This is a genomic window from Novimethylophilus kurashikiensis, from assembly GCF_003112435.1.
GTDB lineage: Bacteria > Pseudomonadota > Gammaproteobacteria > Burkholderiales > Methylophilaceae > Novimethylophilus > Novimethylophilus kurashikiensis.
Map to the genome: position 1 here is coordinate 69227 of NZ_BDOQ01000021.1, position 23423 is coordinate 92649.

The 23423-nt window shown below is 59.9% G+C and carries 19 protein-coding genes and 1 tRNA gene; 5 read left to right on the forward strand and 15 right to left on the reverse strand.

The features are described 5' to 3' along the window. Positions 1 to 21: 21 nt before the first annotated feature. Entirely contained in the window at positions 22 to 1845 is a 1824-nt protein-coding gene (locus NMK_RS17115) for a PQQ-dependent dehydrogenase, methanol/ethanol family (RefSeq protein WP_109016990.1), read from the reverse strand. A gap of 483 nt (positions 1846 to 2328) precedes the next feature. Here NMK_RS17115 and NMK_RS18595 point away from each other — a divergent pair, with 483 nt between their 5' ends. After that, the gene (locus NMK_RS18595) at positions 2329 to 2484 is read left to right on the forward strand and encodes a hypothetical protein (RefSeq protein ID WP_181376330.1); all 156 of its coding nucleotides are present in this window, start codon (positions 2329 to 2331) and stop codon (positions 2482 to 2484) included. A 468-nt stretch (positions 2485 to 2952) separates the two neighbouring features. Here NMK_RS18595 and fdhE read toward each other — a convergent pair whose 3' ends face one another. Genes fdhE through NMK_RS19225 form a run of 5 tightly spaced genes read right to left on the reverse strand, consistent with a single transcriptional unit; the run spans position 2953 to position 8561 of the window. Next, on the reverse strand, positions 2953 to 3852 hold the full coding sequence (gene fdhE, locus NMK_RS17125) for a formate dehydrogenase accessory protein FdhE (RefSeq protein WP_146187234.1): 900 nt from the start codon (positions 3850 to 3852) through the stop codon (positions 2953 to 2955). 16 nt (positions 3853 to 3868) lie between these two features. Continuing rightward, positions 3869 to 4507, reverse strand: coding sequence for a formate dehydrogenase subunit gamma (locus NMK_RS17130; RefSeq protein ID WP_109016993.1), 639 nt, complete (start codon positions 4505 to 4507; stop codon positions 3869 to 3871). Next, complete coding sequence (gene fdxH / locus NMK_RS17135) at positions 4504 to 5376, reverse strand: formate dehydrogenase subunit beta (protein WP_109016994.1); 873 nt, start codon at positions 5374 to 5376, stop codon at positions 4504 to 4506. The genes NMK_RS17130 and fdxH overlap by 4 nt, the downstream gene beginning before the upstream one ends. A 2-nt stretch (positions 5377 to 5378) precedes the next feature. Next, positions 5379 to 7961: a formate dehydrogenase-N subunit alpha gene (gene fdnG, locus NMK_RS17140; protein ID WP_109016995.1), complete on the reverse strand. Its 2583-nt coding sequence runs from the start codon at positions 7959 to 7961 to the stop codon at positions 5379 to 5381. Between the two features lie 12 nt (positions 7962 to 7973). Continuing rightward, entirely contained in the window at positions 7974 to 8561 is a 588-nt protein-coding gene (locus tag NMK_RS19225; protein WP_109017017.1) for a molybdopterin-binding domain-containing protein, read from the reverse strand. 168 nt (positions 8562 to 8729) lie between these two features. On the opposite strand from NMK_RS19225, the gene NMK_RS17150 reads away from it, so the two are divergent. The 3 genes from NMK_RS17150 to NMK_RS17160 all read left to right on the forward strand — a co-directional run bounded on the left by NMK_RS17150 (position 8730) and on the right by NMK_RS17160 (position 12017). Beyond that, positions 8730 to 9872 carry an acyl-CoA dehydrogenase family protein gene (locus tag NMK_RS17150; protein ID WP_227871549.1) on the forward strand — a complete coding sequence of 381 codons (1143 nt, stop codon included), beginning with the start codon at positions 8730 to 8732 and terminating at the stop codon, positions 9870 to 9872. Positions 9873 to 9994: 122 nt separating this feature from the next. Next, positions 9995 to 10852, forward strand: a complete 858-nt coding sequence (locus tag NMK_RS17155; RefSeq protein WP_109016996.1) for a phosphate/phosphite/phosphonate ABC transporter substrate-binding protein — start codon at positions 9995 to 9997, stop codon at positions 10850 to 10852. Then, positions 10794 to 12017: a diiron oxygenase gene (locus NMK_RS17160; RefSeq protein ID WP_109016997.1), complete on the forward strand. Its 1224-nt coding sequence runs from the start codon at positions 10794 to 10796 to the stop codon at positions 12015 to 12017. Before NMK_RS17155 ends, NMK_RS17160 begins: the two co-directional genes overlap by 59 nt. On the opposite strand, the gene NMK_RS17165 is transcribed toward NMK_RS17160, so the two are convergent. The 6 genes from NMK_RS17165 to selA all read right to left on the reverse strand — a co-directional run bounded on the left by NMK_RS17165 (position 12010) and on the right by selA (position 18846). Continuing rightward, positions 12010 to 12897: a transglutaminase-like domain-containing protein gene (locus NMK_RS17165; protein WP_227871550.1), complete on the reverse strand. Its 888-nt coding sequence runs from the start codon at positions 12895 to 12897 to the stop codon at positions 12010 to 12012. The two genes, NMK_RS17160 and NMK_RS17165, sit on opposite strands and share 8 nt — an antisense overlap. A gap of 290 nt (positions 12898 to 13187) precedes the next feature. Then, complete coding sequence (selD, locus tag NMK_RS17170) at positions 13188 to 14231, reverse strand: selenide, water dikinase SelD (protein WP_109016998.1); 1044 nt, start codon at positions 14229 to 14231, stop codon at positions 13188 to 13190. Continuing rightward, positions 14224 to 15309: a tRNA 2-selenouridine(34) synthase MnmH gene (gene mnmH, locus NMK_RS17175; RefSeq protein ID WP_109016999.1), complete on the reverse strand. Its 1086-nt coding sequence runs from the start codon at positions 15307 to 15309 to the stop codon at positions 14224 to 14226. Before mnmH ends, selD begins: the two co-directional genes overlap by 8 nt. A 7-nt stretch (positions 15310 to 15316) precedes the next feature. After that, positions 15317 to 15413: transfer RNA gene (locus NMK_RS18600), tRNA-Sec, on the reverse strand. A 21-nt stretch (positions 15414 to 15434) separates the two neighbouring features. Continuing rightward, a complete protein-coding gene (selB, locus tag NMK_RS17180) occupies positions 15435 to 17339 on the reverse strand; it encodes a selenocysteine-specific translation elongation factor (protein ID WP_109017000.1) in 1905 nt (634 codons plus the stop codon). A gap of 76 nt (positions 17340 to 17415) precedes the next feature. Beyond that, positions 17416 to 18846 (reverse strand): L-seryl-tRNA(Sec) selenium transferase, encoded by a 1431-nt coding sequence (gene selA, locus NMK_RS17185; protein WP_109017001.1) that lies wholly within the window; start codon positions 18844 to 18846, stop codon positions 17416 to 17418. Positions 18847 to 19047: 201 nt separating this feature from the next. Between selA and NMK_RS17190 the strand changes: the two genes are divergently transcribed. Beyond that, on the forward strand, positions 19048 to 19572 hold the full coding sequence (locus NMK_RS17190; protein WP_109017002.1) for a cytochrome b/b6 domain-containing protein: 525 nt from the start codon (positions 19048 to 19050) through the stop codon (positions 19570 to 19572). Between the two features lie 33 nt (positions 19573 to 19605). Here the strand turns inward: NMK_RS17190 and NMK_RS17195 are convergent, their stop codons facing one another. The 3 genes from NMK_RS17195 to NMK_RS17205 form a co-directional block, all read right to left on the reverse strand. Further along, a complete protein-coding gene (locus tag NMK_RS17195; RefSeq protein ID WP_109017003.1) occupies positions 19606 to 21555 on the reverse strand; it encodes a putative bifunctional diguanylate cyclase/phosphodiesterase in 1950 nt (649 codons plus the stop codon). Positions 21556 to 21671: 116 nt separating this feature from the next. Continuing rightward, entirely contained in the window at positions 21672 to 22841 is a 1170-nt protein-coding gene (locus NMK_RS17200) for a sensor domain-containing diguanylate cyclase (RefSeq protein WP_109017004.1), read from the reverse strand. 43 nt (positions 22842 to 22884) lie between these two features. Beyond that, on the reverse strand, positions 22885 to 23367 hold the full coding sequence (locus NMK_RS17205) for a DUF3124 domain-containing protein (RefSeq protein WP_109017005.1): 483 nt from the start codon (positions 23365 to 23367) through the stop codon (positions 22885 to 22887). Positions 23368 to 23423: the final 56 nt, after the last annotated feature.

Sequence of the window (23423 nt, forward strand, 5' to 3'; positions counted from 1 at the left end):
CTGTATGCGTTCGATTCCGGCTCACATCAGCTTGAAGATATGCACAGCGCCGCTTTCATATCCCTTGTTGGCATCGTTCTCGCCCGGGCATGGGCCGCCAACGAAACCGCCAGGCAGCCAGCCGATCCCGGTGTAGACCGCCACGCGCTGCTTGCCGTCGTCCCCCATATATGTGATGGGGTTACCCATCACACCGCATTCCAGATCCTTGGTCCATAAAGGCGCCCCGGTGGTCGCGTCCACCACGTGGAACTTGCGGTCCAGCGTACCGTAGAACACCACATTGCCCGCCGTCGCCAGCGTTCCGCTGAACAAGGGCACGGTTTCCGGGACCGTCCAGGCGATACTGCCGTCCGGCTTCCAGGCGATCAGCTCGCCGAAGGGCCGCATGGTACCCGCTGCCGGATCAAGCCAATCCGGAGAGAATTGGGTATCGGCCCCCATGTACGGCGTACCGGCGATGTAGTTGGCCTTGATGGGATGGAGATTGCTGCAGAAATTGATGCCAGGCACGTAGAACATCCCCGTCTGAGGCGAATATGAAGCAGGCGCGAACTCCTTGCCGCCGAGCGGCGAAGGACAGATGTTGTTGGTCGTCACGCCTTCATGCGCGGCCATTTCCGGGATCACGTCCGGAGCGCCCTGCGCGACGTTGAATCCCGAAGCCCAGGTGATATGCACGAACGGTGTCGCTTGCACCACTTGGCCCGTCCACGCATCCAGCATGTAGGCGAACCCGTTCTTGTTGAAATGCACCAGCGCCTTGTTCTTGCCTGAGGGAACTGGCGTCGTGACGACGATGCTCTCGTTCATCGCATCGTAATCCCAGCCGTCGTGCGGAGTGAGCTGATTAGCCCACTTGGCGACGCCGGTATCGGGATTGCGGGCGAAAATCGAGGCACTCCACTTGTTGGGACCCGGCCGCATGTCCGGATTCCATACGCCAGGGTTAGCCGTGCCGTAGAACACCAGCTTCAGGTCAGGATCGTAGGTGAACCAGGCCCACGTGGTCGATCCGCCCTGCTTCCATGCCGTGCCCGGCCAAGTACTGCTACCGAGGTCAGGACCTTTGTCCTTTGCGTAGAAATTGTTGGCGGCGTTGATCTTCACCTCGGCATCAGGCCCCGTGTTATAGGCCTTCCATACTGGCTTGCCGGTAGTGAGATCGAGCGCTTGAACCCAGCCACGCACCCCCATCTCCCCCCCCGCATTGCCGACGATGACCTTGCTGCCTGCGATGATGGGCGCGCCAGTGAGCGTTTCGCCGGTTTTGAGGCTGCCGATGCGGGTTTGCCATACCAGAGTACCGGTGCTGGCATTGACCGCTATCACGACGCCATCCAATCGGCTATACACCACCTTGCCTGCCGCATACGAAGCTCCGCGGTTCACCACGTCGCAACAGGCCTGTCCTTGGGCATATTCAGAGGAATTAGGGGTATAAGTCCACAGCGTTTTCCCTGTCATGTCCAAAGCCATAAGCCGATTGGGCCAGGGTGTAACGACGAACATCCGCATCTTGCCTCCGACGTTGACCACCAATGGCTGACCTTCGTGACCGCCTTTGGTCTCAGTCTTGATCACTCGCTCCTCTACCAAATGGTTAGCATTGGAAGAAGTGATTTGGGCAAGATTACTGTACCGGGTACCTTGCAAGGTACCCAACGGAGTAGTCCACTCGTTGCCAGTTGCGGCCCCAAGAGGTGCAGCTTCTACAACGGGATAAAATGTGATGGAAAAAAGTGCCAGAAACAGCCCGGTAACCAGCGGCTGTTTATCTGCCCTAGAGATTCTATACAGCGCCCTGGATATCCAGTGCTGCAATGTTTGTATCAGACAATTCATATTGCCTCTCCCTTGATTAATCCTGGTGGAATCCCGACTAATTGTTGATTGGCTATTGCCGAGACGAGCCGCACAGGCTCAGCAGTTCCATTGCATGATGCATGCCAAATTTATTAGTCATTTAATTTCAAATGGTTACGGAATTAATAACTTTTAAAATATGGATAAATGTCGTCGTTTGAAGACAGGTTTTTTACCTATATCAGCAACTCATTGATTAGAAAGGACTGATGCTGTCTTTATAGAGAGACAACTCTCCTACAAAAATTGCAGGGGTGTTATGTGAGACATCCAACCGTGACAAGTGATTTTTATTCGTATATTGCGATTTCCTGCCAACGAATGAAAAAGGAGATAGCAATGCGAAAATTATCATTAATCGCATCTATGATATTGTTATGCATTGGTAATTACGCGTTTGCAGACAACAATACGCGTGATACGACCAACAGTTACAGCCCGGCCAACCAGGAGAGCGAAAAGATGCATCAGAAGCCTGATGCACAGGATGAGCATAACAGCTCCGCCAATACGACCTCCCACAGCCAGGACCGTAGCGGCAAGAAACATTTGTGGAGCCGCAAGAAAGATGAAACAAGCACTACCAGCGGCTCATCCTCGACGGAAACCAACCACTAAACCTTATTAAATTAGGATCGGCTATTGTCCGTTATTTAAATATGGCCGGAAGCCGATTCCTGACGGTACACCTAAATTTTTGCCAGGATCGTCACTCCTACCGGCTCAGCAGCCATCACCCCACTTTGGACAGGTCGTTAAGACACGCGATGCTCGATACACATTCGGCCCGGTTACCTAGCAGAACAGCTAGTTTCCCTGCCTTTTCACATCCCCTAGCATACGCACATTTGTCTTTGCGCCTGGGCCATGATTCCTGTCAAATGTCGCTCTAAACTAGAGGCGCACTGTCCCGTCCTGAACTGTCACGTCACGCTTAGTTACGTGCGAATGCTGACATATCGGACCGCGTCGATCTCGGATAAACAATGCTCTGCAATGTGCGAATGCCAAAAGGAAAGCGGTGACATCGCCCTCATTGAGCGATGTCTGCTAAATACGGTTGAATAGATACAGAAAGTGGCCGACCTAAGTCGACAATAAGAGACAGGAATTCAACCCGTAGCGCTGATAGCCCTCTTCTCCCATCAAGACATCGAGCGCAAGCGAAGCCACGTCATCTGCCACCAATTCCAATCCTGGCGATTTTTCTGCATGGCCGAGCTTGGTATAGGTATGGCAGGCATCGCAGGCCTCGGCCTGTATTGCGCCATTCTCGCCTTCAATGGAAAAATAACCGATCTTCGCACTGTCGCCGCATGCCACGCAATGAATGCGTTCCATATGCCACTGCGTTGCGCAGAGGGAGCACGCCAGGTAACGCAGCCCCTGGGATGCACCGCCGCTACGAACGATACCGCCTACCGGCATCGAACCGCATACCGGGCACGAATCCAGCGCAGCCTGCCCTCGTAAGGGCAAGGCTTGCACTTGCGCCAGTTGCTGCACCAGGACACTCCAATAAACCTGGAGCCCAGCCCCGACGATAGGCATGAGCGCGACGTTATCTTCTATGAATTCGCTGCTGAAATAGGCTCGAGCCAATCCAACCAACGTTGTATCGGATGCGTCTGCTAGCGGCTGAAATTGCGCTTGCAAGGCCGTAGGCGAGGCCGGCAGCACTTGCTCCACTACTGCACGCAAACTCCCTAGCCATGCATTGCTGTCGAATCCGATGGCATCAACCGAAAGCGGAGGCCGTCCATCCTGCAGCGTTGGCAACCAGGGGCGAGCCATTTGCGAGACAGCGGCATGCTGCCCCTTGGCAACGGTGGCCATGAAGCGCAAATAATCCTCGACAGCATGCCCTGGTGCCAGTTGCTCAAAACGCAGGGCACGGTCAAGAAAGAGCGTATTTGCATCGGCCACGTGCAGGAACGGGATTTCAAGCCCGCCCGGCACAAAGTTGATCGGCTGTTCCATAGACATCAGCGATCCAGCCACATTAGTGATCCTGGCCTTGCTCGATGCGCTTGTACCAACCGGGATGATGCTTCTTCACCCAGCCGCGAGTGACCGTACCGCGCACCATGGCACGCATGGTGCCCTTGACCCAGATCGCAGCGTAGATGTGCACGATGATGCCGGTGCCCATAACGAATGCACAGAAGGCGTGCAACAGCACGGCGAATCGGTCGAGATTCCGCGGGAAGAACGGCGTGAACCACGGTTGCCAGATCACGATGCCGGTGAGCAACAACAGGGGGATTGTCGTCACCATGGTCCAGAACAACAACTTCTGGCCCGCGTTGTAACGATCCACTTCCGGCAGCTTGTGCTCGTGGTTCTGCACCACGTCCTGCATCTGCTTCAGCCACTGGATATCGTTCTTACTCAAAATGTTGTGATGCCAGAAACGCAATGCCAGGCTGCTGAACGAGACGAACATCACCACGCCGATGTAGGGGTGGAGGATGCGCGTCCAGGTACCGCCGCCGAACAGGTTGGTCAGCCAGAACAGCGCCGGATGGAACAGCGCGAAGCCGGACAGCATCAACAGGATGAACGTAATGGCCGTCATCCAGTGGTTGAGCCGCTCGACCGCGTTGTAACGCTGGATGTACTTGTCGGAATGGGCGCTCATGCCTTTTCCTCCTCTTCGTCTTCCTCGACCTCATTCGGACCGATGCCGATGTAGTGGAAGAACCCGCCCAGGATCGCCCCGGCCATCGCCATCAAGGCCAGCGGCTTGGTGATGCCCTTCCAGATCGATACCATCGGGTTGATCTGCGGATCCTTGGCGAGACCGTTATACAACTCCGGCTTGTCGGCGTGATGCAGCACGTACATCACATGAGTGCCGCCCACACCTTGCGGGTCGTACAATCCGGCGTTCTCGAAGCCGCGTTCCTTCAGTTCCGCAATACGCTCGGCGGCGTGGTCCTTCATGTCATCCTTGCTGCCGAACACCAGCGCCTGCGTCGGGCAAGCCTTGATGCAGGCGGGCTCCAGGCCGACGGAAACGCGGTCCGAGCACAGGGTACACTTGTAGACCTTGTTGTCCTTCTCGGACAAGCGCGGGATGTTGAACGGGCAGCCCTTGATGCAATAGCCGCAGCCGATGCAGTTTTCCTCGGCGAAATCCACGATGCCGTTCTTGTACTGGATGATCGCGCCGGGCGACGGGCAAGCCTTCAAGCAGCCGGGATCGGCGCAGTGCATGCAGCCGTCTTTGCGGATCAGCCATTCCAGGTTGCCGTTTTCCTCGATCTCGGCAAAGCGCATCAGCGTCCAGCTGTTGGCCGTCAAGTCGTGCGGATTCTGGTAGGTGCCGACGTTAACGCCGATTTCCTCGCGCACGTCGTTCCATTCCTGGCACGCCGATTGGCAAGCCTTGCAGCCGATGCACTTGGTCACGTCGATCAGCTTGGCGACCTCGATGGGTTCGCGCTGCTGCGGCGAAGGCGTGGTCGTGGCGGAGCGACGCCAGATATCAAGCGATTGCAACGCCATGATTAAACTTCCTCCTTACGTTTGCGGCCGAACAGCCAGCCGCGACGGCCGAGATCGACGTCGCCGGCATCCGCCGTCTTCATGGTCGCAGATGCCGTTGCTTCGGGCACTGCCGGCACCTTGCCGTCCGTGTCCTTCTCGATGTTGACCAGGAAAGACTTGAACTCGGGCGTTTGCGTATTGGCGTCGCCCACGAACGGCGTCAGGGTGTTCGCCAGGAAGCCCTGCCTTGCCGCACCGGTAAAGCCCCAGTGAATCGGCACGCCGATCTGGTGCACGCGCTTGCCGGCCACGTCCAGCGCCTTGATACGCTTGGTCACCACGGCCACGGCCTTGATGTAACCGCGCTTGGATCGCACGATCACACGGTCGCCGTTAGCGATGCCCTTCTCTTGCGCCAGCGCCTCGCCCACTTCGACGAACTGCTCCGGCTGCAACGAAGCGTTGATCTTCGAGTGCTTGGTCCAGAAGTGGAAATGCTCGGTCAGGCGATAAGTCGTGCCCACATACGGGAACTCCGCATTGGTGCCGAAATGCTCGCGATCCTTGTCGAACACGCGTGCCGCCGGGTTGCTGACCACCTTGGGATGCAAGGGGTTGGTGCCGAGCGGATTTTCGAAAGGCTCGTAGTGCTCGGGGAACGGGCCTTCCGCCATCTTGTCCAGCGCGAACAAACGTCCCACGCCTTCGTTGGTCATGATGAACGGGTTCATGGCGTCGCCCGGCGGGATATCCGCCTTGAAGTCGGGCACGTCGTAACCGCCCCACTTGGTGCCGTCCCAGCCGATGAGCTTGCGCTTGGCGTCCCAAGGCTTGCCGCTCGGATCGCACGATGCACGGTTGTACAGGATGCGGCGGTTGGCCGGCCAAGCCCAGGCCCAGTTCGGCGCAATGCCCAGACCGGACGGATCGGCCGTATCCCGGCGTGCCATCTGGTTGCCGGCTTCGGTCCAGCTGCCGCAGAAAATCCAGGTACCGCAGGACGTGGTGCCGTCGTCGGCCAACTGGGCGAAGCTGGAAAGCTGCTGCCCGGCCTTGATAAGCACTTTGGTCTTGTCGTTGGGGTCCATGATGTCCGCCAGCGCCTTGCCGTTGTACTCTTTGGCGAGTTCTTCAGGCGTAGCCTCTTCGGCATCGTGATACGGCCAGTGCAGATTGAGGATGGGGTCGGGGAATGCGCCGCCTTCCTTCTTGTACATCTCGCGCAGCTTGAGGAACAGGTCGGACATGATGGCCACGTCGGTACGGCATTCGCCCGGCGCATCGGCGCCCTTCCAGTGCCATTGCAGCCAGCGCGAGCTGTTGACCAGCGAGCCTTCTTCCTCGGCGAACAGCGTCGTCGGCAGGCGGAAAACTTCGGTCTGGATCTTGGAGGCATCGACGTCGTTGGATTCGCCGTGGTTCTTCCAGAACTCGGACGTCTCGGTCGCCAGCGGGTCCATCACCACCAGGTATTTCAGCTTGGAAAGCGACTCCGACAGCTTGTTCTTGTTGGGGAACGAAGCGAGCGGGTTGAAGCCCTGGCAGAAATAGCCGTTGATCTTGCCTTCGTGCATCAAATCGAATACGCGCAGGCCGTCGTAGACCTTGTCCAGCTTGGGCATCCAGTCGTAGGCAAAATCGTTGTCCTTGGTCGCCGCGGGGCCGTACCAGGCCTTCATCAGACTGACGAAGAACTTCGGATAATTGGCGAAATAATTCATCTGGCCCGGGCGCAGCAACTTGGGCGTGCGCTTGTCCAGATAGGTCGCACGATCCAAGTCCTCGTCCTTGGGCATGGTCATGTAGCCCGGCAGCAAGTCCGACATCAGGCCGAGGTCGCTCAAGCCCTGGATGTTGGAGTGCCCGCGTAGCGCGTTGACGCCGCCGCCCGGCATACCGATATTGCCCAGCAGCAATTGCAGCATCGCCAAGGCGCGAATGTTCTGCGCGCCGATGGAGTGCTGGGTCCAGCCTAGGGCGTAGAGGCTCGTCAAGGTACGATCGGGCGCCGACGTCGCAGCCAGCATCTCGCAGATCTCGAGAAACTGCTTTTGCGGCGTGCCGGTGATGCTGCTCACCATTTCGGGCGTATAACGCTCGACGTGGTGCTTGAGCAGGTTGATCACGCAACGCGGGTTTTGCAAGGTCTCATCGACCTTGGCCATGCCCTTGTCGTCGAGCTCGTAGGCCCAGCTCGTCTTGTCGTACTTGTGTTCCTTCTCGTTGTAGCCGCTAAACAGGCCGTCCTCGAACTTGAAGTCCTCGCGCACGATGAAAGAGGCATTGGTATATGCCTTCACGTATTCGTGCTGGACCTGGCCTTTTTCGAGGATGTAGCGGATCACGCCGTTCAGGAAGGCGATGTCCGTGCCGGAGCGGATCGGGGCGTAATAGTCGGCCACCGACGCCGTGCGGGTAAAGCGCGGGTCGACGACAATGAGCTTGGCCTTGTTATGCGCCTTGGCTTCGACCACCCACTTGAAGCCCACCGGATGCGCCTCGGCGGCATTGCCGCCCATCACCAGAATGACATTCGCATTCTTGATGTCCATCCAGGTATTGGTCATGGCACCGCGACCGAATGATGGGGCAAGACTTGCCACCGTCGGTGCGTGTCAGACGCGTGCCTGGTTGTCGAGTGCGACGACTCCTAAACTGCGCAGAACCTTATGGGTGAGATACCCGGCTTCGTTGGAAGCTGCGGAAGCCGCCAGGAAGCCGACCGTATTCCAGCGGTTAACCGTCTGGCCCTTGTCATTCTTGGCGATGAAATGCTGGTCGCGGTCTTCCTTCATGAGCTTGGCGATCCGCTCGACCGCCCACTCCCAGGAAACGCGCTTCCACTCGTTGCTGCCCGGCGCGCGGTATTCCGGGAAGGTCACCCGCGTCTTGCTGTGCACGAATTCCAGCAGGCCCGCGCCCTTGGGGCAGAGGCTGCCGCGGCTCACCGGATGGTCCGGGTCGCCCTCGATGTGGATGATCTCGGACTTGGCGTTTTTCGCCTTGTCTCCGATGCTGTACATGATGATGCCGCAAGCCACGGAACAATACGGGCAGGTATTGCGGGTCTCGGTGGTGCGGGCAAGCTTGAACTGCCGCACTTCCGCCAGCGCCTGCGCGGGCATCAAGCCCATCGCAGCGATGCTGGAAGACCCCAGGGCTGCGGCGCTCAGTTTGAAGAACTGGCGCCTGGAGATTTGCATGGTATTTGACAAGAACCAATAGAAGAAAATCGGATGGCATTCATTATAGCGAAATAGACCCTTCAACAGAATCGGAAAATCCTGACGAAATCCTGATTTCATGCGCCATGACGAGGATTTAGATGAGATAATTTTGTCTTTTGTTCCGTCACTTTCCGGAGTCCCCAATTGCCCAGTTCCATCGCCCCTGCCCAAGCGCCTTATCTCGCCAAACTTTCCGCTGTCATCAATACGGTCGTCGCCCCTGCGGCAGACGAGATCGACCGACAGGCGCGCTTTCCCAAGGAAGCCATGAAAGTCTTGGGCGAGGCTGGCTTGCTCGGCCTGATTTCTGCCAAGGAAGTCGGCGGCATGGGCGAAGGTCACCGCGCAGCGACCGCCGTGGTGGAGCAGCTGGCCCGCGTGTGCATGTCCACCGCCATGGTTACCTGCATGCACTATTGCGCCACGGCCGTGATCGAGGCACATGGCCGCCGCGAATTGCGCGAAGCCATTGCCGCCGGCAAGCACGTTTCCACCCTGGCTTTTTCCGAAACCGGCTCGCGCAGCCATTTCTGGGCGCCGGTAGGTAATGCCGCTCGCCAGGACGGCAAAGTCGTGCTGAACGGCGCCAAGAGTTGGGTGACCTCCGCGGGCGAGGCGGATTCCTACGTCTGGTCCAGCCAACCGCTGGAAGCCATGGGTGCAAGCACGCTGTGGTTGGTCGATAGCCATCTGCCGGGCTTGCAAGTCGCCGGTGCCTTCGATGGGTTGGGCTTGCGCGGCAACGCTTCCTCCCCCATCACGGCCAAGGATGTCGTCATCGCAGAAGAGGATCGTCTGGGCGCCGATGGCGCGGGCTTCGACCTCATGATGGGCGTCATCGTGCCCTACTTCAACCTCATGACAGCCGCCGTGGGCCTCGGCAATATGCAATCGGCCGTGGACAAGGCTGTACGCCACGTCAGCGGCACGCGCTACGCCCATCTGGATCAATCCGTCGCCGACTTCCCCACCGTCCGCGCCTACCTCGCCCGCATGCGCGTCAAGGCCGATATGGTGCAAGCGCTGCTGCTGGACGGACTCAACGCGCTCGAACAAGGCCGCGAAGACACACTGCTGCGCCTGCTGGAAGTCAAAGCCGCCGCCGGCGAAACCGCCACCGAAGTCACCGATCTCGCCATGCGCGTCTGCGGCGGCGCGGCGTTCCGCAAGGAAGGCGGTGTGGAGCGCAATTTCCGCGACGCCCGCGCGGGCACAGTGATGGCTCCGACCACGGACGTGCTCTACGACTTTATCGGCAAAGCCATCTGCGGCATGCCCGTATTCTGATTTCGGTACGCAGCACTACCGATCACGGCGTTGCGTCGCCTTGCCGTACTCAATGTACTGTCTGCGGCGACGCGCCTGGTGCTCGGTAGCAAGTACATTGCAATAATTTTGGAGATTAGTGGATGAACAAACCCCTCATCATGGGCGCCGTAGCTTATGCACCCAAGGTCGTCACCATCTGGGAAGGCTTCAAGCAGTTTTTCGAGGACAACGGCCTGCCGTTCGACTTCGTGCTTTATTCCAACTACGAGCGCCAGGTCGAGGCGCTGTTCGACGGCAGCCTCGATATCGCCTGGAATTCGCCGCTGGCATGGCTGCGCGCGGAACGCATGGGGCGGGCGCTGGGCAAGCCAGTCACCTCCATCGCCATGCGCGATAGCGACCGCGACCTCACCTCGCTCATCGTCGTGCGTGCCGACGCCAAGATCGAGCAAGTCGCTGACCTGCGCGGCAAGACCGTCGCCGTGGGCGCCGTCGATTCGCCGCAAGCCACCTTGCTGCCGCTCTATCACCTATACCAGCAAGGCCTCAAGGCTGGTACCGATTTCACCGTGCAGCGCCACGATCTACTGGGCGGCAAGCATGGCGACCACATCGGCGGCGAGCGCGACGCTGCGCGCGCCCTGCTCGCCGGCCAGGCCGATGCCGCCTGCATGATCGCCGGCAATCATTTGCTGTTCACCAGCGAAGGCACGTTGCCAGCCGGATCCACTCGCATCCTGACGCAAACGCCGCTGTTCGATCACTGCAATTTCACCGTCGCCGCCGATGCTCCGGCGAAGCTCGTCGCCCGCATGCGCGAGCTGCTGCTCGGTATGTCGTGGGACGACCCGGCGCTGCGTCCGCTGCTGGAACTGGAAGGCCTGAAACAATGGATGCCGGAGCGGACCGAAGGTTACCGCGACCTAGATGCCGCGGTAGATGTATTCGGCTTTTACGACAAGGAAGGCCGCATTACCTGTGCCGACTATCGCTATTGATCAACTCGACGCCGGCAGCGCCCTGCTGCTGAAGCGCGCCCTGCGCCAGCTCCAGCCCGGCGAATCGGTCGCTGTCGTCGGTGCCGCACCGGAGTTGCGCGTGCATCTCGCCGAATGGTGCCGGGCACGCGGGCATACCTGGCTTGCCGGCGAAGTCGGCGCACAAGAAATCGGCCGTATCCTGCCCGGGCAACAGGAGCATCGCCGCTGGCAAAACGCCCTCCCGACCGGCGCACTCGAATCCAGTGCTGTGGCCGAGCATGCCGAGGTGCGGTGGGGGCTGGCCGCACGCGGCGCCAGCGTGGAATCGTCCACCCCGGCGTTTCACTTCCCCCTGTCGGACAAGGCCCTGGTCTGGGCCGACGAAGCGCCCAAGCTCTACGCCCAGGCGGTCGCCGCGCAATGGAACCCGGACGAGGCCATCGACTGGAACACGCCGTTCGAACTGCCGGAGGACATCGAAGCCGCCGTGGCGCAGGTGATGACCTACCTGATCGAAAACGAAAACGCCGCCCTGCTCGTTCCGGCACGCTTCCTGGCGCAGATGCACCCGCATTTCCGCGAAGTCATGCAGTTGCTCGCCATCCAGGTCGCGGACGAAGCCCGCCATATCGAAGTCTTCACCCGCCGCATCGGCCTCAAGGGCCGCCAACCGGCGCTTTCCACCGCGGGCGGTCAGGCCTCGCTCAAGACGCTGCTGGACACGCCGGATTTCGCCATCGCGCTGTTCCTGCTCTCGGTGCTGGGCGAAGGCACGTTCGTCAACCTGCTCAACTTTCTCAGCGCCCATGCGCCGGACCCGGTCACCCGCCAGATGTGCCGCCTCGCCGCACAGGACGAAGCTCGCCACGTCGCCTTCGGCATGGCGCATTTGCAGTATCAGCTGGCGCGCGATCCGGCCTTGCGCGATCGACTCGCCAACGCCATCGAACAACGCTTCGAAGCCCTGGCCACCACCGACGGTTTGAACGAGGAAGTGCTGGATGCCTTGCTACTGCTGGCAGCCGGTTCGTGGGACGAAGCCGCCATCCGGCAAGGCCAGCAAAAAGTACAGGAACTGCAACAGGACATGGCCGCAGGACGGCGCCTGCGGCTGTTGAAACTGGGATTCCCGGAAGCGCAGGCCGCGCGTCTCGCGGCGCTGCACACCCGGAACTTTATGTAGCAGCGATTTCGCGGCTGTTCAGGCTGAACTTGAATTCGGCCGGGTCGCGGCCATCCAGGCAGGTTTCACCGAACTCGGCATAGGGATACATCAGGTGAGGCAAGGGTTTGCTTGCCCTGGGCGCCAGTTCGAAATCCCGCGCGTGGTTGAAGCCCACCCAGTTCATCTCCCAATAGCCGAACAGGCGCTGGCGCAGTTCGACGATCTTGGGATCATTAAGCGGCAGCTTGGCTTCCAGCACCGCCTTGCGCACGTCGGCCGCATCCACCGGCACCCACCCGTGGCGCGGCGAGAAATATTCGGCGCGGCAGTGCTGCGCCTTGGAAACATCGCCCGCCTTGCCCAGGCACTTCAATTGATCGGATTCCGCCACGCGAACGCCATACATCTCCCGCGCCGGAACACCCGCCGCCCGGCACAGGCCGACGAACAGCGAATTGATGTCCGCGCACTTGCCGCCCAAGTTGCCGGTTTCCAGCATGGCCTTGATGTTGCCCGTGCCGCAGCCTTTCACCGCCGGATCGCGGAAGGTGTTGTCCACCACCCAGTCGTAGATGGCACGAGCCTTGTCGTCCGGCGATTCCTTGCCTTGCACGATCTTCGCCGCCGTCTCGGCCACCACTCCGTCCACCGGCATGTGCTCGGTGGGTTGCAGGTAAAAGGCGGCTTCGTTCGTATCGCGCAACGTCCGGTTTGGCGCTGCCATGCTGCGGTTCTGCACCGCGACACGGGTCACTACCGTCGCCTTGCGCGCAGCTTCATGGCTGTTCCATTCAGCCGCAAAAACAGGGGCCTGATAGCCGGGATCGCGATGCACGGCAGCATGAGCGCCGTCCGCCTGCCAACTGGTAGAGAGCACGCGCTGGTAATCCCCCGGCATTGTCCGGCAAGGGCAGCCACAGCTTGCCGGGGCCCGGTTGTGCCGACAGGTCGACCTCGTACGTCAGTTCGAAGGTGCGCCAGCCGGCCTCCGGTTTTCCAGTAGCCGCGAATAATCGCGGTGTCGCACCAAGCATAGGCACGGCGGCGGCGAGGCGCATGAATTCGCGTCTTTTCATTGATTGCGAAACTCCAAACTTAATTAGGGTGTGTTCACACTAAACCTTGCGGCGATCTTCACCTTGCAGGCGAGGCCGCCTGCGCTACACTTCGACCGCCTGCGGGAAACGGCTATTTGACTGAAACGCGCGGATCGCCAGAAGCCAGTCCGCCGATGACGGCGGCTTGTTCGAACCCGTCCGCGCGGAAAGCCGCGAGTACGTCTTCCACTGCATCGTCCGCGCAGCTCACCAGCAAGCCGCCGCTGGTTTGCGGATCGCACAGCAGCTTGCGCTGCCATTCGGCGATGGCCGGGTCGAGATCGACTTCCTGGCCGTAGCTGTTCCAATTGCGGGCGGCAGCGCCGGTCGCGTAGCCTTCTTCGGCAAGCTTTAGCGCGGTATCGATGACAGGGACGCGTGCGAATTCGATCTCCGCGTGCAGCTTGGAACCACGGCAGATTTCCAGCAGATGCCCGAGCAGCGCAAAGCCGGTCACGTCGGTCAATGCATGCACCCCATCCATCTCGGCCAGGCGAGTACCGGTCTTGTTGAGCTGCGTCGTCACGTCCACCATCTGCCGGTAGCCCTGTTCGTCCAACTGCCCTTTCTTGAGCGCCGCGCTCAGCACACCCACGCCAAGCGGCTTGCCGAGGATCAGCACGTCGCCGGCTTGTGCGCGGTCGTTGCGCTTGACCTTGTCCGGATGCACCAGCCCCAGCGCCACCAGGCCGTAGATCGGCTCGGGCGAATCGATGGAATGGCCGCCCGCGATGGGAATACCCGCCGCCTGGCACACAGAAGCACCGCCCGCCATGATCTGCTGGATGGTTTCCACCGGCAGCTTGTCGATGGGCATGCCGACTACAGCCAGCGCCAGAATCGGCTGGCCGCCCATGGCGTAGACGTCGGAAATCGCATTGGTCGCTGCGATCCGGCCGAAATCGAAGGGATCGTCGACTATGGGCATGAAAAAATCCGTCGTCGCGATGATGGCCTGGTGGTCGTTGAGCTTATACACAGCCGCGTCATCGCTGGAATCAAGCCCTACCAGCAATTGCGGAAACGCCGCCGCCTGCGGCAGCTTGGCCAGCAGTTGCGACAGCACGCCGGGGGCGATCTTGCAGCCGCAGCCGCCGCCGTGGGAATACTGGGTGAGGCGTATCGGTTCAGTCATGAGTCTGTGTTTCCTTCATCGAATCTTGTACGAGCGCCAGGCATTGCTGAGCCGCTTGGCGAATGTTGGTATTGTCCAGCCCGGCCAAGCTCAATCGTTGGGCCTTTTGCAGCCCCGAAAAATTGCCATCGGACGAGCGCTTGTAGGCCGGGTCGTAATGCCGCACCAGCAGTTGCTCGACCAGGGCCGGCCATTCGCCGTTCGCAGCCAGCGTGTTCCATTCGGTGATGGTCTGGCGCCCCTGCAACTCTGTGAGTTTGGCGAGCTGCTCCGCCAGCGACGCAGGATCGCCGAGGAAATGTTCGTAGTCTTCCAGCAGGAAGGCGACGCGTGCGGAGAGCGGCGCTTCGATGGCGATGCAAGGCGCGGCACGCATCTGATCCAACAGCAGCCCAGGCACACGCAACAGGCCGATGCGGCGGCTTTCCGCTTCGACGAATACCGGGCGCTGCGGGTCGAAGCGGCGCAACGCTTCCCAGATGCGGCTCTCGAACAGTTTTTGCGCGGGCTGGGGCTGGTCGGGAAGATTGCCCAGCAGCGAGCCCCGATGCAGCGCCAGTTGTTCCAGGTCAAGCACCTGCGCGCCTTCTGCGGCGAGCGCTTGCAGCAATCGGCTCTTGCCCGAGCCGGTGGGGCCGGAAATCACGCACCAGAGGAATTGCGGCGGCAAGGTATCCAGCGCTTGCAGCACATACCCGCGATAGGCCTTGTAGCCCCCATGCATCCGGGTCGTCCGCCAGCCGATCTCGGACAGGATATGCGCCAACGCCCCGCTCCGCATGCCGCCGCGCCAGCAATACACCAGCGGCTTCCAGGTACGCGGCTTGTCGGCCAGCGCCGTTTCCAGGTGCTGCGCGATATTGCGGGCGATCAGGGCGGCGCCGAGGCGCTGCGCCTCGAACGGCGACTGGGTGTACAGCGTGCCGACGCGAACGCGCTCCTCGTTGCTCAACACAGGCAGGTTGATAGCGCCGGGCAGATGGTCGTCGGCGAACTCGGCGGGCGTGCGCACGTCCAGCAAGTCGTCGTACTCGCCGGTCAGGACCTCGTCGATCGTCGCTGTCTTGAAAGTGGCCATAAAGAGGTGGCGGAAGAGAATGGGAGTCGAACCCACCTGAGACTGCCTGGCAGCCTCAACCGAATTTGAAGTCCGGCCGTCCCACCGGGGAACGTGTCTCTTCCAAAAGCGCGCAATTCTATCAGTTAAAAGCCTATCAACTCGTTACGGATGCGGTGGGCGTCGTTGACGCGCCGCGTGTACCCCACCCGGTCGAAAAATTCCAGGATGTGGATCGCCAGCTTGCGGCCCGTGTCGATGCGAGTGCGGAACTCGGCCGCATAGACCTCGGCCTTGGGATGGGCATCGGCCGTTTGCCGGACGATTTGCCCCAACGCAGTCACTGCCTCCGGCAAGTAGTAATGGTCGTGGGCCACCAGATACACCATGCCTTTGCGAGCGAGGCGGCGCATCAGGTTGCGGACGGTGACTTCGGGAACGCCCAGGGCGTTGCCGATATCGCGTACCCGCGGCGGCTGGAAAGGCGCAGGTTCCAGCAACGGCTTTACGTCCTGCCACAGCTTTTCGTCCTCGGCATTGAGCCGGATTTGATGATCGGGCAGGTGCAGCCAGGAGCCGTCCTTGGCAAACCGACCTTGCGACAGCAAGTCCGCAATCAGATCGGCAAACGCTGCGCGAGTCACTTGCGGCGCAGTGCGCATGCGGAGCTGTTCGGTATTGAGGCCCAGTGAATCCTCAGACTCGGCATGGGCGCGAGCCATGGCATCGAAGGCCGCATCGCCCAGGCGCTGCCAGTGGGCCGGGGAAAACGCCGTGACCGGCGCGCGGCTCGATGCCAGCACGCACGGCACTTGGCCGGTCAAGGCATCGTGCTGATCCGGCGGCAAGTTGGCGTTGACGGCGAATTCGTCGAGGTTGAGGCCGTTGACCGAGAGTTCGAGCAGCCGGGCGAAGCGCTGTTGCTCGTCCAGCAGGCTCCAGGCTTCCAGCACGGCCAGGCGTTGCGGCGAGCGGCGATGGCGCAGCGGCGCGTGGATATCCAGGACGCGGCCACCGGCCAAAGTCTTGGCGGCGGATGCGTCACGCAAAATAAAACGGTCGAAGTGCGCGGCGCAGATCGGGCGATCCGGCACCAATTGCGCGAGCATGGTTTGCCCCGGTTGCAGCACCTCGCCCTCCAGCAAGGCCACTCGGCCGGTGACGTGCGTGGCGGCGAGATGGATATGCACAGCGCTCCAATGCTTGAGCGGTGGCGCATCATCCAATAAGCGCAGCTCCACATCGATGCGGTTGCTGGGTGCGGCAAGAAACGGCGACAGCACCCAGGCGCCGCGCTCGATCTGCTGTTTTTCCACACCGGCGAGGTTGAGCGCGCACCGCTGGCCCGTCGCGCCTTGCTGCGCCGGCTGGTTCTGGGCGTGGATGCCACGCACCCTTACGTCGATATCGCCGGGCCAGACCCGCAGCGATTGATCGGTATGCACGCGGCCCGAAAACACGGTTCCGGTCACCACCGTGCCGATGCCCTTGAGTGTGAAGGAGCGGTCCACCGCCAGGCGAAAACCGCCCTTCGACGGCCTACTGCCCAACGTCTCGGCCTGCGTTTGCAGATATTCCCACAACTCAGCGATGCCTAGGCCGCTGAGCGAATCCACAGGGAAAATCAGGCTGCCGGCCAAGCCGGTTTGGGCTAACTGTGCGTTGATTTGTGCTTCGACTTCCCTTGCACGCTCTGGCGTGACGAGACCTGTTTTGGTCAAGGCCACCGCGCCGCGGTCGAGCCCCAGCAAATCGATGATCTGCAAATGCTCCAACGTTTGCGGCATGAGTCCGTCGTCGGCCGCCACGACGAGCAGCACGAAATCGATACCGGTCGCCCCAGCCAACATGTTGTGCACCAGCTTTTCGTGCCCAGGCACATCGATGAAACCCAGCACCTCGCCGTTGGGCAGCGGCGTGTAGGCGAAGCCCAGGTCCAGCGTGATGCCGCGCTCTTTTTCTTCCTTGAGGCGGTCGGCGTCGGTCCCCGTCAATGCTTTGACGAGGGAGGTCTTACCGTGGTCGATGTGGCCCGCCGTGCCGATGATCATAAATTGGCTCCTCGGGCGAATCGCGGCGTCGCGTGCTCGTTCGCGCCTCGTCTATCCAATGGATATGCCTCGTTGCTCACTGCGCGGCTCCTTGCGCTTCATCCCGCTCGCTCAATTTAAGGTGGCCTAGCTGCGAGAGAAAGCCCATCTCATCCTCCAGGCAGCGCAAATCCAGTACCAGCGCGCCATCCTCGATACGGCCGATAACGGGCTTAGGCAAGGCGCGCAGTGCGGCGGCAAGCTTGTTGAGCGCCGTACCGGCGCCCCTTCCCTGAATCGTCGGCGTCATCGCAAAACAGGCGCTGGGCAGCACGTCCACCGGCAAGGAACCGCTGCCGATCTGGCTGTGGCAGGGCCGGATTTCCACCAGCGCCTTGCCCTCGAAGGCTTGCTGCATCGGCCCCAACAAACGCTGCGCCACGGCTTGGATGTCTTCAAAAGGCCGCGTCAGCAGCCGCAGCGTGGGCAGTTCGCGCGTCAGCAAATCCGGCGAACGGTAAAGTCTAAGTGTGGCTTCCAGCGCGGCCATAGTCATCTTGTCCACGCGCAAAGCACGCTTCAGCGGATTGCGCTTGAGCTTGGCGACGAGGTCCTTTCGACCCACCACAATACCGGCCTGCGGCCCGCCCAGGAGTTTGTCGCCGCTGAAGGTCACGAGGTCGGCGCCTGCGGCAATGGCCTGGCGCACTGTCATTTCCCTGGGCAATCCATACTCGGTGAAATCCACCAGCGTGCCGCTGCCCAAGTCCACCACGAACGGCAAGCCGTGCTCGTGCGCCAAGGTGCCTACTTCGGCCTCGCTCACGCTCTTGGTGAAACCCTGGATCGCGTAGTTGCTGGGGTGGACTTTCATCAGCAGCGCGGTGCGCGGCGTAATGCCTTCGCGGTAGTCCTTGAGGTGGGTGCGGTTGGTGGTGCCCACTTCGACCAGCTTGGCCCCGGCGCGCGCCATGATGTCGGGAATGCGGAAAGCGCCGCCGATCTCGATCAATTCGCCGCGTGAGACGATGACCTGCTTGCGCATCGCCAGGGTATTCAGCAGCAGGAACACCGCTGCCGCGTTGTTGTTCACAACCGTCGCGGCTTCGGCGCCCGTGAGTTCGCAAATCAAATCGTCGATATGATCGTCGCGGTCGCCACGGGCGGCGCTGTCGAGGTCGTATTCGAGATTGCTGGCCGATTGCATGACGGCATTGACGGCACGGGCAGCTGATTCGGACAGTAACGCCCGGCCGAGGTTGGTGTGCAGCACCGTACCGGTGAGGTTGAATACGGATTTCTGCGAGGGCTGCTGGCGCTGTTGCAGGCGGTGGGCACACTCAGCAGCGATGCCCTCCGCGCTCCATGCATGGCCGGCATCGGCTTTGAGCAAGGCTCGCAACGCATCGAGGCTCTCACGCAGGGCTTGCGTGGTGGCGATGCGGCCATGGGTTTCAAGCAATACGCCGACTTCTGGACGGCCTAGCAAGAGATCGACGGAGGGTAAAGCGGATAGGACGTTTTGCATGGTCTCACCTGGCACGCAGGATGAATAATTGTTATGGCCTCAAAAAGCTTTCAGGGCCTGTAGGATGCGCGTAATATTAGCATCTTTCGCACTTTAGCCGTTGCAATACGCCAGGAAACGTTGTGAGCACCGCCGTACGCATCGATAACAATAACAAGCCCACCGATACGCTTGCCCGCTAGCCCATCCCCGAGAATAGAAATGATCAAAGTCTGGAGTCTTTTCGTCCGCCTGAGCCACTGGCTGCTGGTCGTGGCTTTTTTCACGGCGTTTTACCTGCGCGACTCGGAGTGGTATCGAGAAATCCATGCGTATGCCGGCTATGCAGCGGGCATCATCATCGTGCTGCGGATCATCTGGGGCTTCGTGGGATCGGGCTATGAGCGCTTTTCGGCGTTTCCGTTCGATATTCCTGCCGCGCTCCGTTTCGTCGCTACCTTCTTTAACGAGCATCCCAAGCGCTATATCGGCCACAACCCGGCCGGCAGCCTGGTGATCTACGCCATGCTGACCATCGGCTTGCTGACCGTCATTACGGGCATCCTGGTGTTCAACGACGGCTACCTGCCGTTCGACTCATCCGTGCTCGAATACATGCACGAATTCCCGGCCTGGGCCTGGGCCATTCTGGTCGCCATGCATATTTCCGGCGTGCTGCTGGAAAGCTGGCTGCATCGCGAAAACCTCGTGAAGGCCATGATCACGGGCGAGAAAAAGGCCGACTAATCCGGCCTTTTTTAGCGCTAGCCTTCCATCAGGCTAGACTTTGATCGCGGCGCTCCGGCGGTTCGCCTCGAGCAGCCGGTCGAAATCGTCGACCGCAAGCGGCTTGGAATAAAAATATCCCTGCCCGTAATCGCACCCGGCTTCTGCCAGCAGGTCATGCTGGAGCTGGGTTTCCACCCCTTCCGCAATCACCTTCATGCCAAGCTTGTGCGACATCACGATGATGGCTTCGCATAGTGCTAGATCGCTTGCGCCGGGCTTGAGTCCGCGAGTGAAGGACTGATCGATCTTGACGAAGTTGATGTCGAACTTATTGATGTAGGCGAGCGAAGAATAACCGGTACCGAAATCGTCGATGGCGATTTGCACGCCTGCATTACGCAGTTGTTCCAGCCGTGTAGTCACGCGGTTCTGGGCATCCAGCAGCACACCCTCGGTGATTTCGACAACGATAGCGTCCCCTGGCAACCCCAGCGCCCGCAAATGATCGATCCAGTCCACATGGTTGGTGCGGTTGGTTTTGAGCTGGATGGGCGATTTGTTGATGCTGATCTGGAAATCCGGCAGCAGCTGCCTCCAGCGCTGCACCTGGTCGGTCGCCTTGATAAATACCCGGTCGCCGATATCCACGATCAGTCCCTTGTCCTCCGCAATGCCGATGAACTCGACAGGCGATACCATGCCGCGCGTAGGATGATGCCACCGGATCAGCCCCTCGGCCTTGTGGATACGGCCGCTCGCCATATCGACAATGGGCTGGTAAAACAACTCGAATTGATCCTCCTCGATCGCTGTATGCAGGTCGGCCGCAATCCGCATGCGCTCGACCGAAGCCTGCTGCATCGATGAGGTAAAGAAATGGAAGCAGTTGCGCCCAAGTTCCTTGGCCGCATACATGGCCTGGTCGGCGTTTTTCAGCAGCATTTCCGCGTCCGTCGCATCCTCGGGATATACGGTAATACCGATGCTGGCGCTGATGTAGATCAACTCATCCCCCAGTTCGAACGGCAGCGACAGGTGATCCAGCACTTGCTGGGCGACGTGTTCTACGCTGCCGAGATTACTCTGGTGGGTCAGGATGATGGTGAATTCGTCGCCGCCCAACCGGGCTACCGTGTCGGAGGCCCGCACGCATTGCAAGAGACGCTTGGCCGCTTGCTTCAACAGCAAGTCTCCCATGTCGTGGCCCAGGGTATCGTTGATTTCCTTGAATCGGTCCAGGTCCAGGAACATCAGCGTCAAAGCTTGTTCAGAGCGGTTGGCCTTCTCAAGATCCTGCTGCAGCCGGTCCTGGAACAACACTCGGTTAGGCAGTCCGGTGACCTTGTCGTAGTGGGCCAACCGGAAAATCTCGGCCTCGTTGCTCTTACGCTCGCTGATGTCGGTATGGGTGCCGATCATGCGCGTGGGTTTGCCATTGACGTCACGTTGCACCACCATGCCGCGGCTCAAGGTCCATTTCCAATCGCCGTTCTTGCAGCGCAACCTGAATTCCGAAACAAAGAGCTCGCTGCGGCCTTCCAGGTAGTCCTGCATTTCCGCAATCGCTCGTTGTACGTCCTTGGGGTGCATCAGTCGGCGCCCTTCGGTCGCAGTCACTCCCACCTCATCCGGACTGTAACCATAAATGGTGTGCCATTGTCCGGAACGGAAGACTTCGTCCGTTTCCAGATTCCAGTCCCAGACGCCTTCTCCCGCGCCTTCCAGTGCGAACTTCCAACGTTCCTCGCTGATAGCGAGCGATTGTTCGAGCCGACTTTGCTGCGCCAGTGTTTGTCGCACCAGCAGATATAGCAACGAGGCCGTCACCACCATGAAGGCAAGGCCTTTGTAGAGGCTGAAATGCCCGAGCTCCTGCACATCGGACACCATGGCAGTCAGCAGCGTATCGCTGAATACGATCCACAAAATGCCGAGTACGAGATAGGCAAGGACGATTCGACCGGTTAGGACGTCGATCTTGGGTATGCGCTTTAACGCCATATTCAGAAGCACAAGGAATGCAGGAGTAAAAACGGCCGGGTAGTTTGTAGTAAAAGATTCATTTAAAAAACATCTTCATAAAATGGGGGGCAATGCGTTTGAACGCTACGCATCTTTCACGATGCCAGAAACTTAGCCAACGACTCTGTCTCCAGAACCTCCTTATCCTTGAAGCTACCAACCAAGGCATTGCCCCCCATTTCCTTGGCGTCTTCCCTCGCCTGGGTAGCCACTTTAAGAAGGCAATGCACATTGGCGCCATCATCCGGATATACGCTAACACCGATACTGGCGGTCAGTTTAAAGATTGCACCGTCCAATTCGTAAGGCTCGGCAAGTTTCTCGAGGAGCGACTGGGCGAGTTGTTCACGGCTTGCGGCATCCTTGAGCTCTCCCAGGATCAGGCCGTAGCCGTCTTCTCCCAGGCGAGCGACGGTATCGGTAGCTCCCACTGCCGCCACGAGGCGCTCTCCTACAGCCTTGAGCAGTTGGTCACCCACGGCAAGTCCATGCATTTCGTTAACATGGTGAAACTGGTCGATGTCTACCAATATCAGGGTGAGTGGCCGCTCAAGTTGCCTGGCCTGTTTGAGCGACCATTGCAGACGGTCCAGAAACATGAAGCGGTTAGGCAAGCCGGTGATATGGTCGAAATTGGCATGCCGCCATTTCAACTCCTGCGCCTTCTTGCCGGACGTAACATCGGACACGCGGATGAGGCGGCGATGCGCAGATCGATCGCTGTTGTAGAGCGAAGTCACGCTGACCCAGGCAGGGAAAATCGTTCCGCCGCGATGCGGCAACCACATTTCGCCTTGCCATTTTCCGGTGACCGAGACGGTATGCCACAGCGACTTATAGAAAGCTGCACTGTGGCTGCCCGTGTTGAACATGTGCTGTTTGCGCCGCACGATTTCGTCGGCAGTATAGCCCGTCAACCGGTTGAAACCCGTATTGATGGCAATGAGCGTTCCGTCGGGCGAAGCAACGGCCACTGCATCGCCGCCGTCGTCGATGACCAGAGAGGCCAGGCGGAGATTTTCCATTTCCGCGGTATAGCGCACCAAGTCGTCCTCGGCCTGGTCGCGCTCCTGGACATAAGGTCGGATCACCCATTGGCAAATCCAGTACGAACTCACCAGGGTCAGCAAAGCCGCATCGGCAAGTGCAGCGAGTCGAGCATTGCTGATGTCGATGGCGGCAAGCCCCGCCATAATGAGCCCTTCGACGACGAAAATCACGAACCCGATCTTGAGTACGATCGGTAATCTGCTCCCCTGCTGCATGATGCCCTCCTAACGGAAAAGCCTGCGTATTATTTGCTGCTTATCAACGATCCTCCCGCACCGCCCGCGCCTCGGTGATAAAAGTCAAAGTCCGATGCCCCTGGATGTCGGCGTGCAGGGCTTCCACCACGGGCGGATTGGTCGGCTGTTCGGCTTGCCACTGAATAACGAAATTCGCACCGGAGCCACCTGCGTACTCGCTCTTTTCCACGAACAGCTCCAGCGTACCCATCGGTTTGATGATGCGCGGCGTAGGAATATATTCCTTGAGCAATTGGCCGTCGGTCGCGTAATAGCGGGCGGATACCACTTGGATCGGCATCTTGAGGCTGGTGTTGCGGATGCTCACCAGCGCTGACACCTGGCTTTTCAACGGATAGCGGCCGTCTACCACGCGGTCGCCGTGCCAGATGTGGGAGTAAATGGGCAGATACAGCGTCTGTCCACCGGAAATCGGTGGTGTATCGTCTGCCGCCACCGGCAAGGCCAGGTTTAACAGCAGTGCGAATAACGTGAAATTTTTCATTCTTATCCCTGACAACAACACAAATCGGCCGCGCCTGACGCATGACTCAGCCATGA

What these genes read in the sequence shown, in the direction of transcription:
- NMK_RS17115 (WP_109016990.1), bottom strand. Translation starts at nt 1,845, where the DNA reads ATGAATTGTCTGATACAAACATTGCAGCACTGGATATCCAGGGCGCTG.
- NMK_RS18595 (WP_181376330.1), top strand. Translation starts at nt 2,329, where the DNA reads ATGCATCAGAAGCCTGATGCACAGGATGAGCATAACAGCTCCGCCAAT.
- fdhE (WP_146187234.1), bottom strand. Translation starts at nt 3,852, where the DNA reads ATGTCTATGGAACAGCCGATCAACTTTGTGCCGGGCGGGCTTGAAATC.
- NMK_RS17130 (WP_109016993.1), bottom strand. Translation starts at nt 4,507, where the DNA reads ATGAGCGCCCATTCCGACAAGTACATCCAGCGTTACAACGCGGTCGAG.
- fdxH (WP_109016994.1), bottom strand. Translation starts at nt 5,376, where the DNA reads ATGGCGTTGCAATCGCTTGATATCTGGCGTCGCTCCGCCACGACCACG.
- NMK_RS19225 (WP_109017017.1), bottom strand. Translation starts at nt 8,561, where the DNA reads ATGCAAATCTCCAGGCGCCAGTTCTTCAAACTGAGCGCCGCAGCCCTG.
- NMK_RS17155 (WP_109016996.1), top strand. Translation starts at nt 9,995, where the DNA reads ATGAACAAACCCCTCATCATGGGCGCCGTAGCTTATGCACCCAAGGTC.
- NMK_RS17160 (WP_109016997.1), top strand. Translation starts at nt 10,794, where the DNA reads ATGTATTCGGCTTTTACGACAAGGAAGGCCGCATTACCTGTGCCGACT.
- NMK_RS17165 (WP_227871550.1), bottom strand. Translation starts at nt 12,897, where the DNA reads ATGCCGGGGGATTACCAGCGCGTGCTCTCTACCAGTTGGCAGGCGGAC.
- selD (WP_109016998.1), bottom strand. Translation starts at nt 14,231, where the DNA reads ATGACTGAACCGATACGCCTCACCCAGTATTCCCACGGCGGCGGCTGC.
- mnmH (WP_109016999.1), bottom strand. Translation starts at nt 15,309, where the DNA reads ATGGCCACTTTCAAGACAGCGACGATCGACGAGGTCCTGACCGGCGAG.
- selB (WP_109017000.1), bottom strand. Translation starts at nt 17,339, where the DNA reads ATGATCATCGGCACGGCGGGCCACATCGACCACGGTAAGACCTCCCTC.
- selA (WP_109017001.1), bottom strand. Translation starts at nt 18,846, where the DNA reads ATGCAAAACGTCCTATCCGCTTTACCCTCCGTCGATCTCTTGCTAGGC.
- NMK_RS17190 (WP_109017002.1), top strand. Translation starts at nt 19,048, where the DNA reads ATGATCAAAGTCTGGAGTCTTTTCGTCCGCCTGAGCCACTGGCTGCTG.
- NMK_RS17195 (WP_109017003.1), bottom strand. Translation starts at nt 21,555, where the DNA reads ATGGCGTTAAAGCGCATACCCAAGATCGACGTCCTAACCGGTCGAATC.
- NMK_RS17200 (WP_109017004.1), bottom strand. Translation starts at nt 22,841, where the DNA reads ATGCAGCAGGGGAGCAGATTACCGATCGTACTCAAGATCGGGTTCGTG.
- NMK_RS17205 (WP_109017005.1), bottom strand. Translation starts at nt 23,367, where the DNA reads ATGAAAAATTTCACGTTATTCGCACTGCTGTTAAACCTGGCCTTGCCG.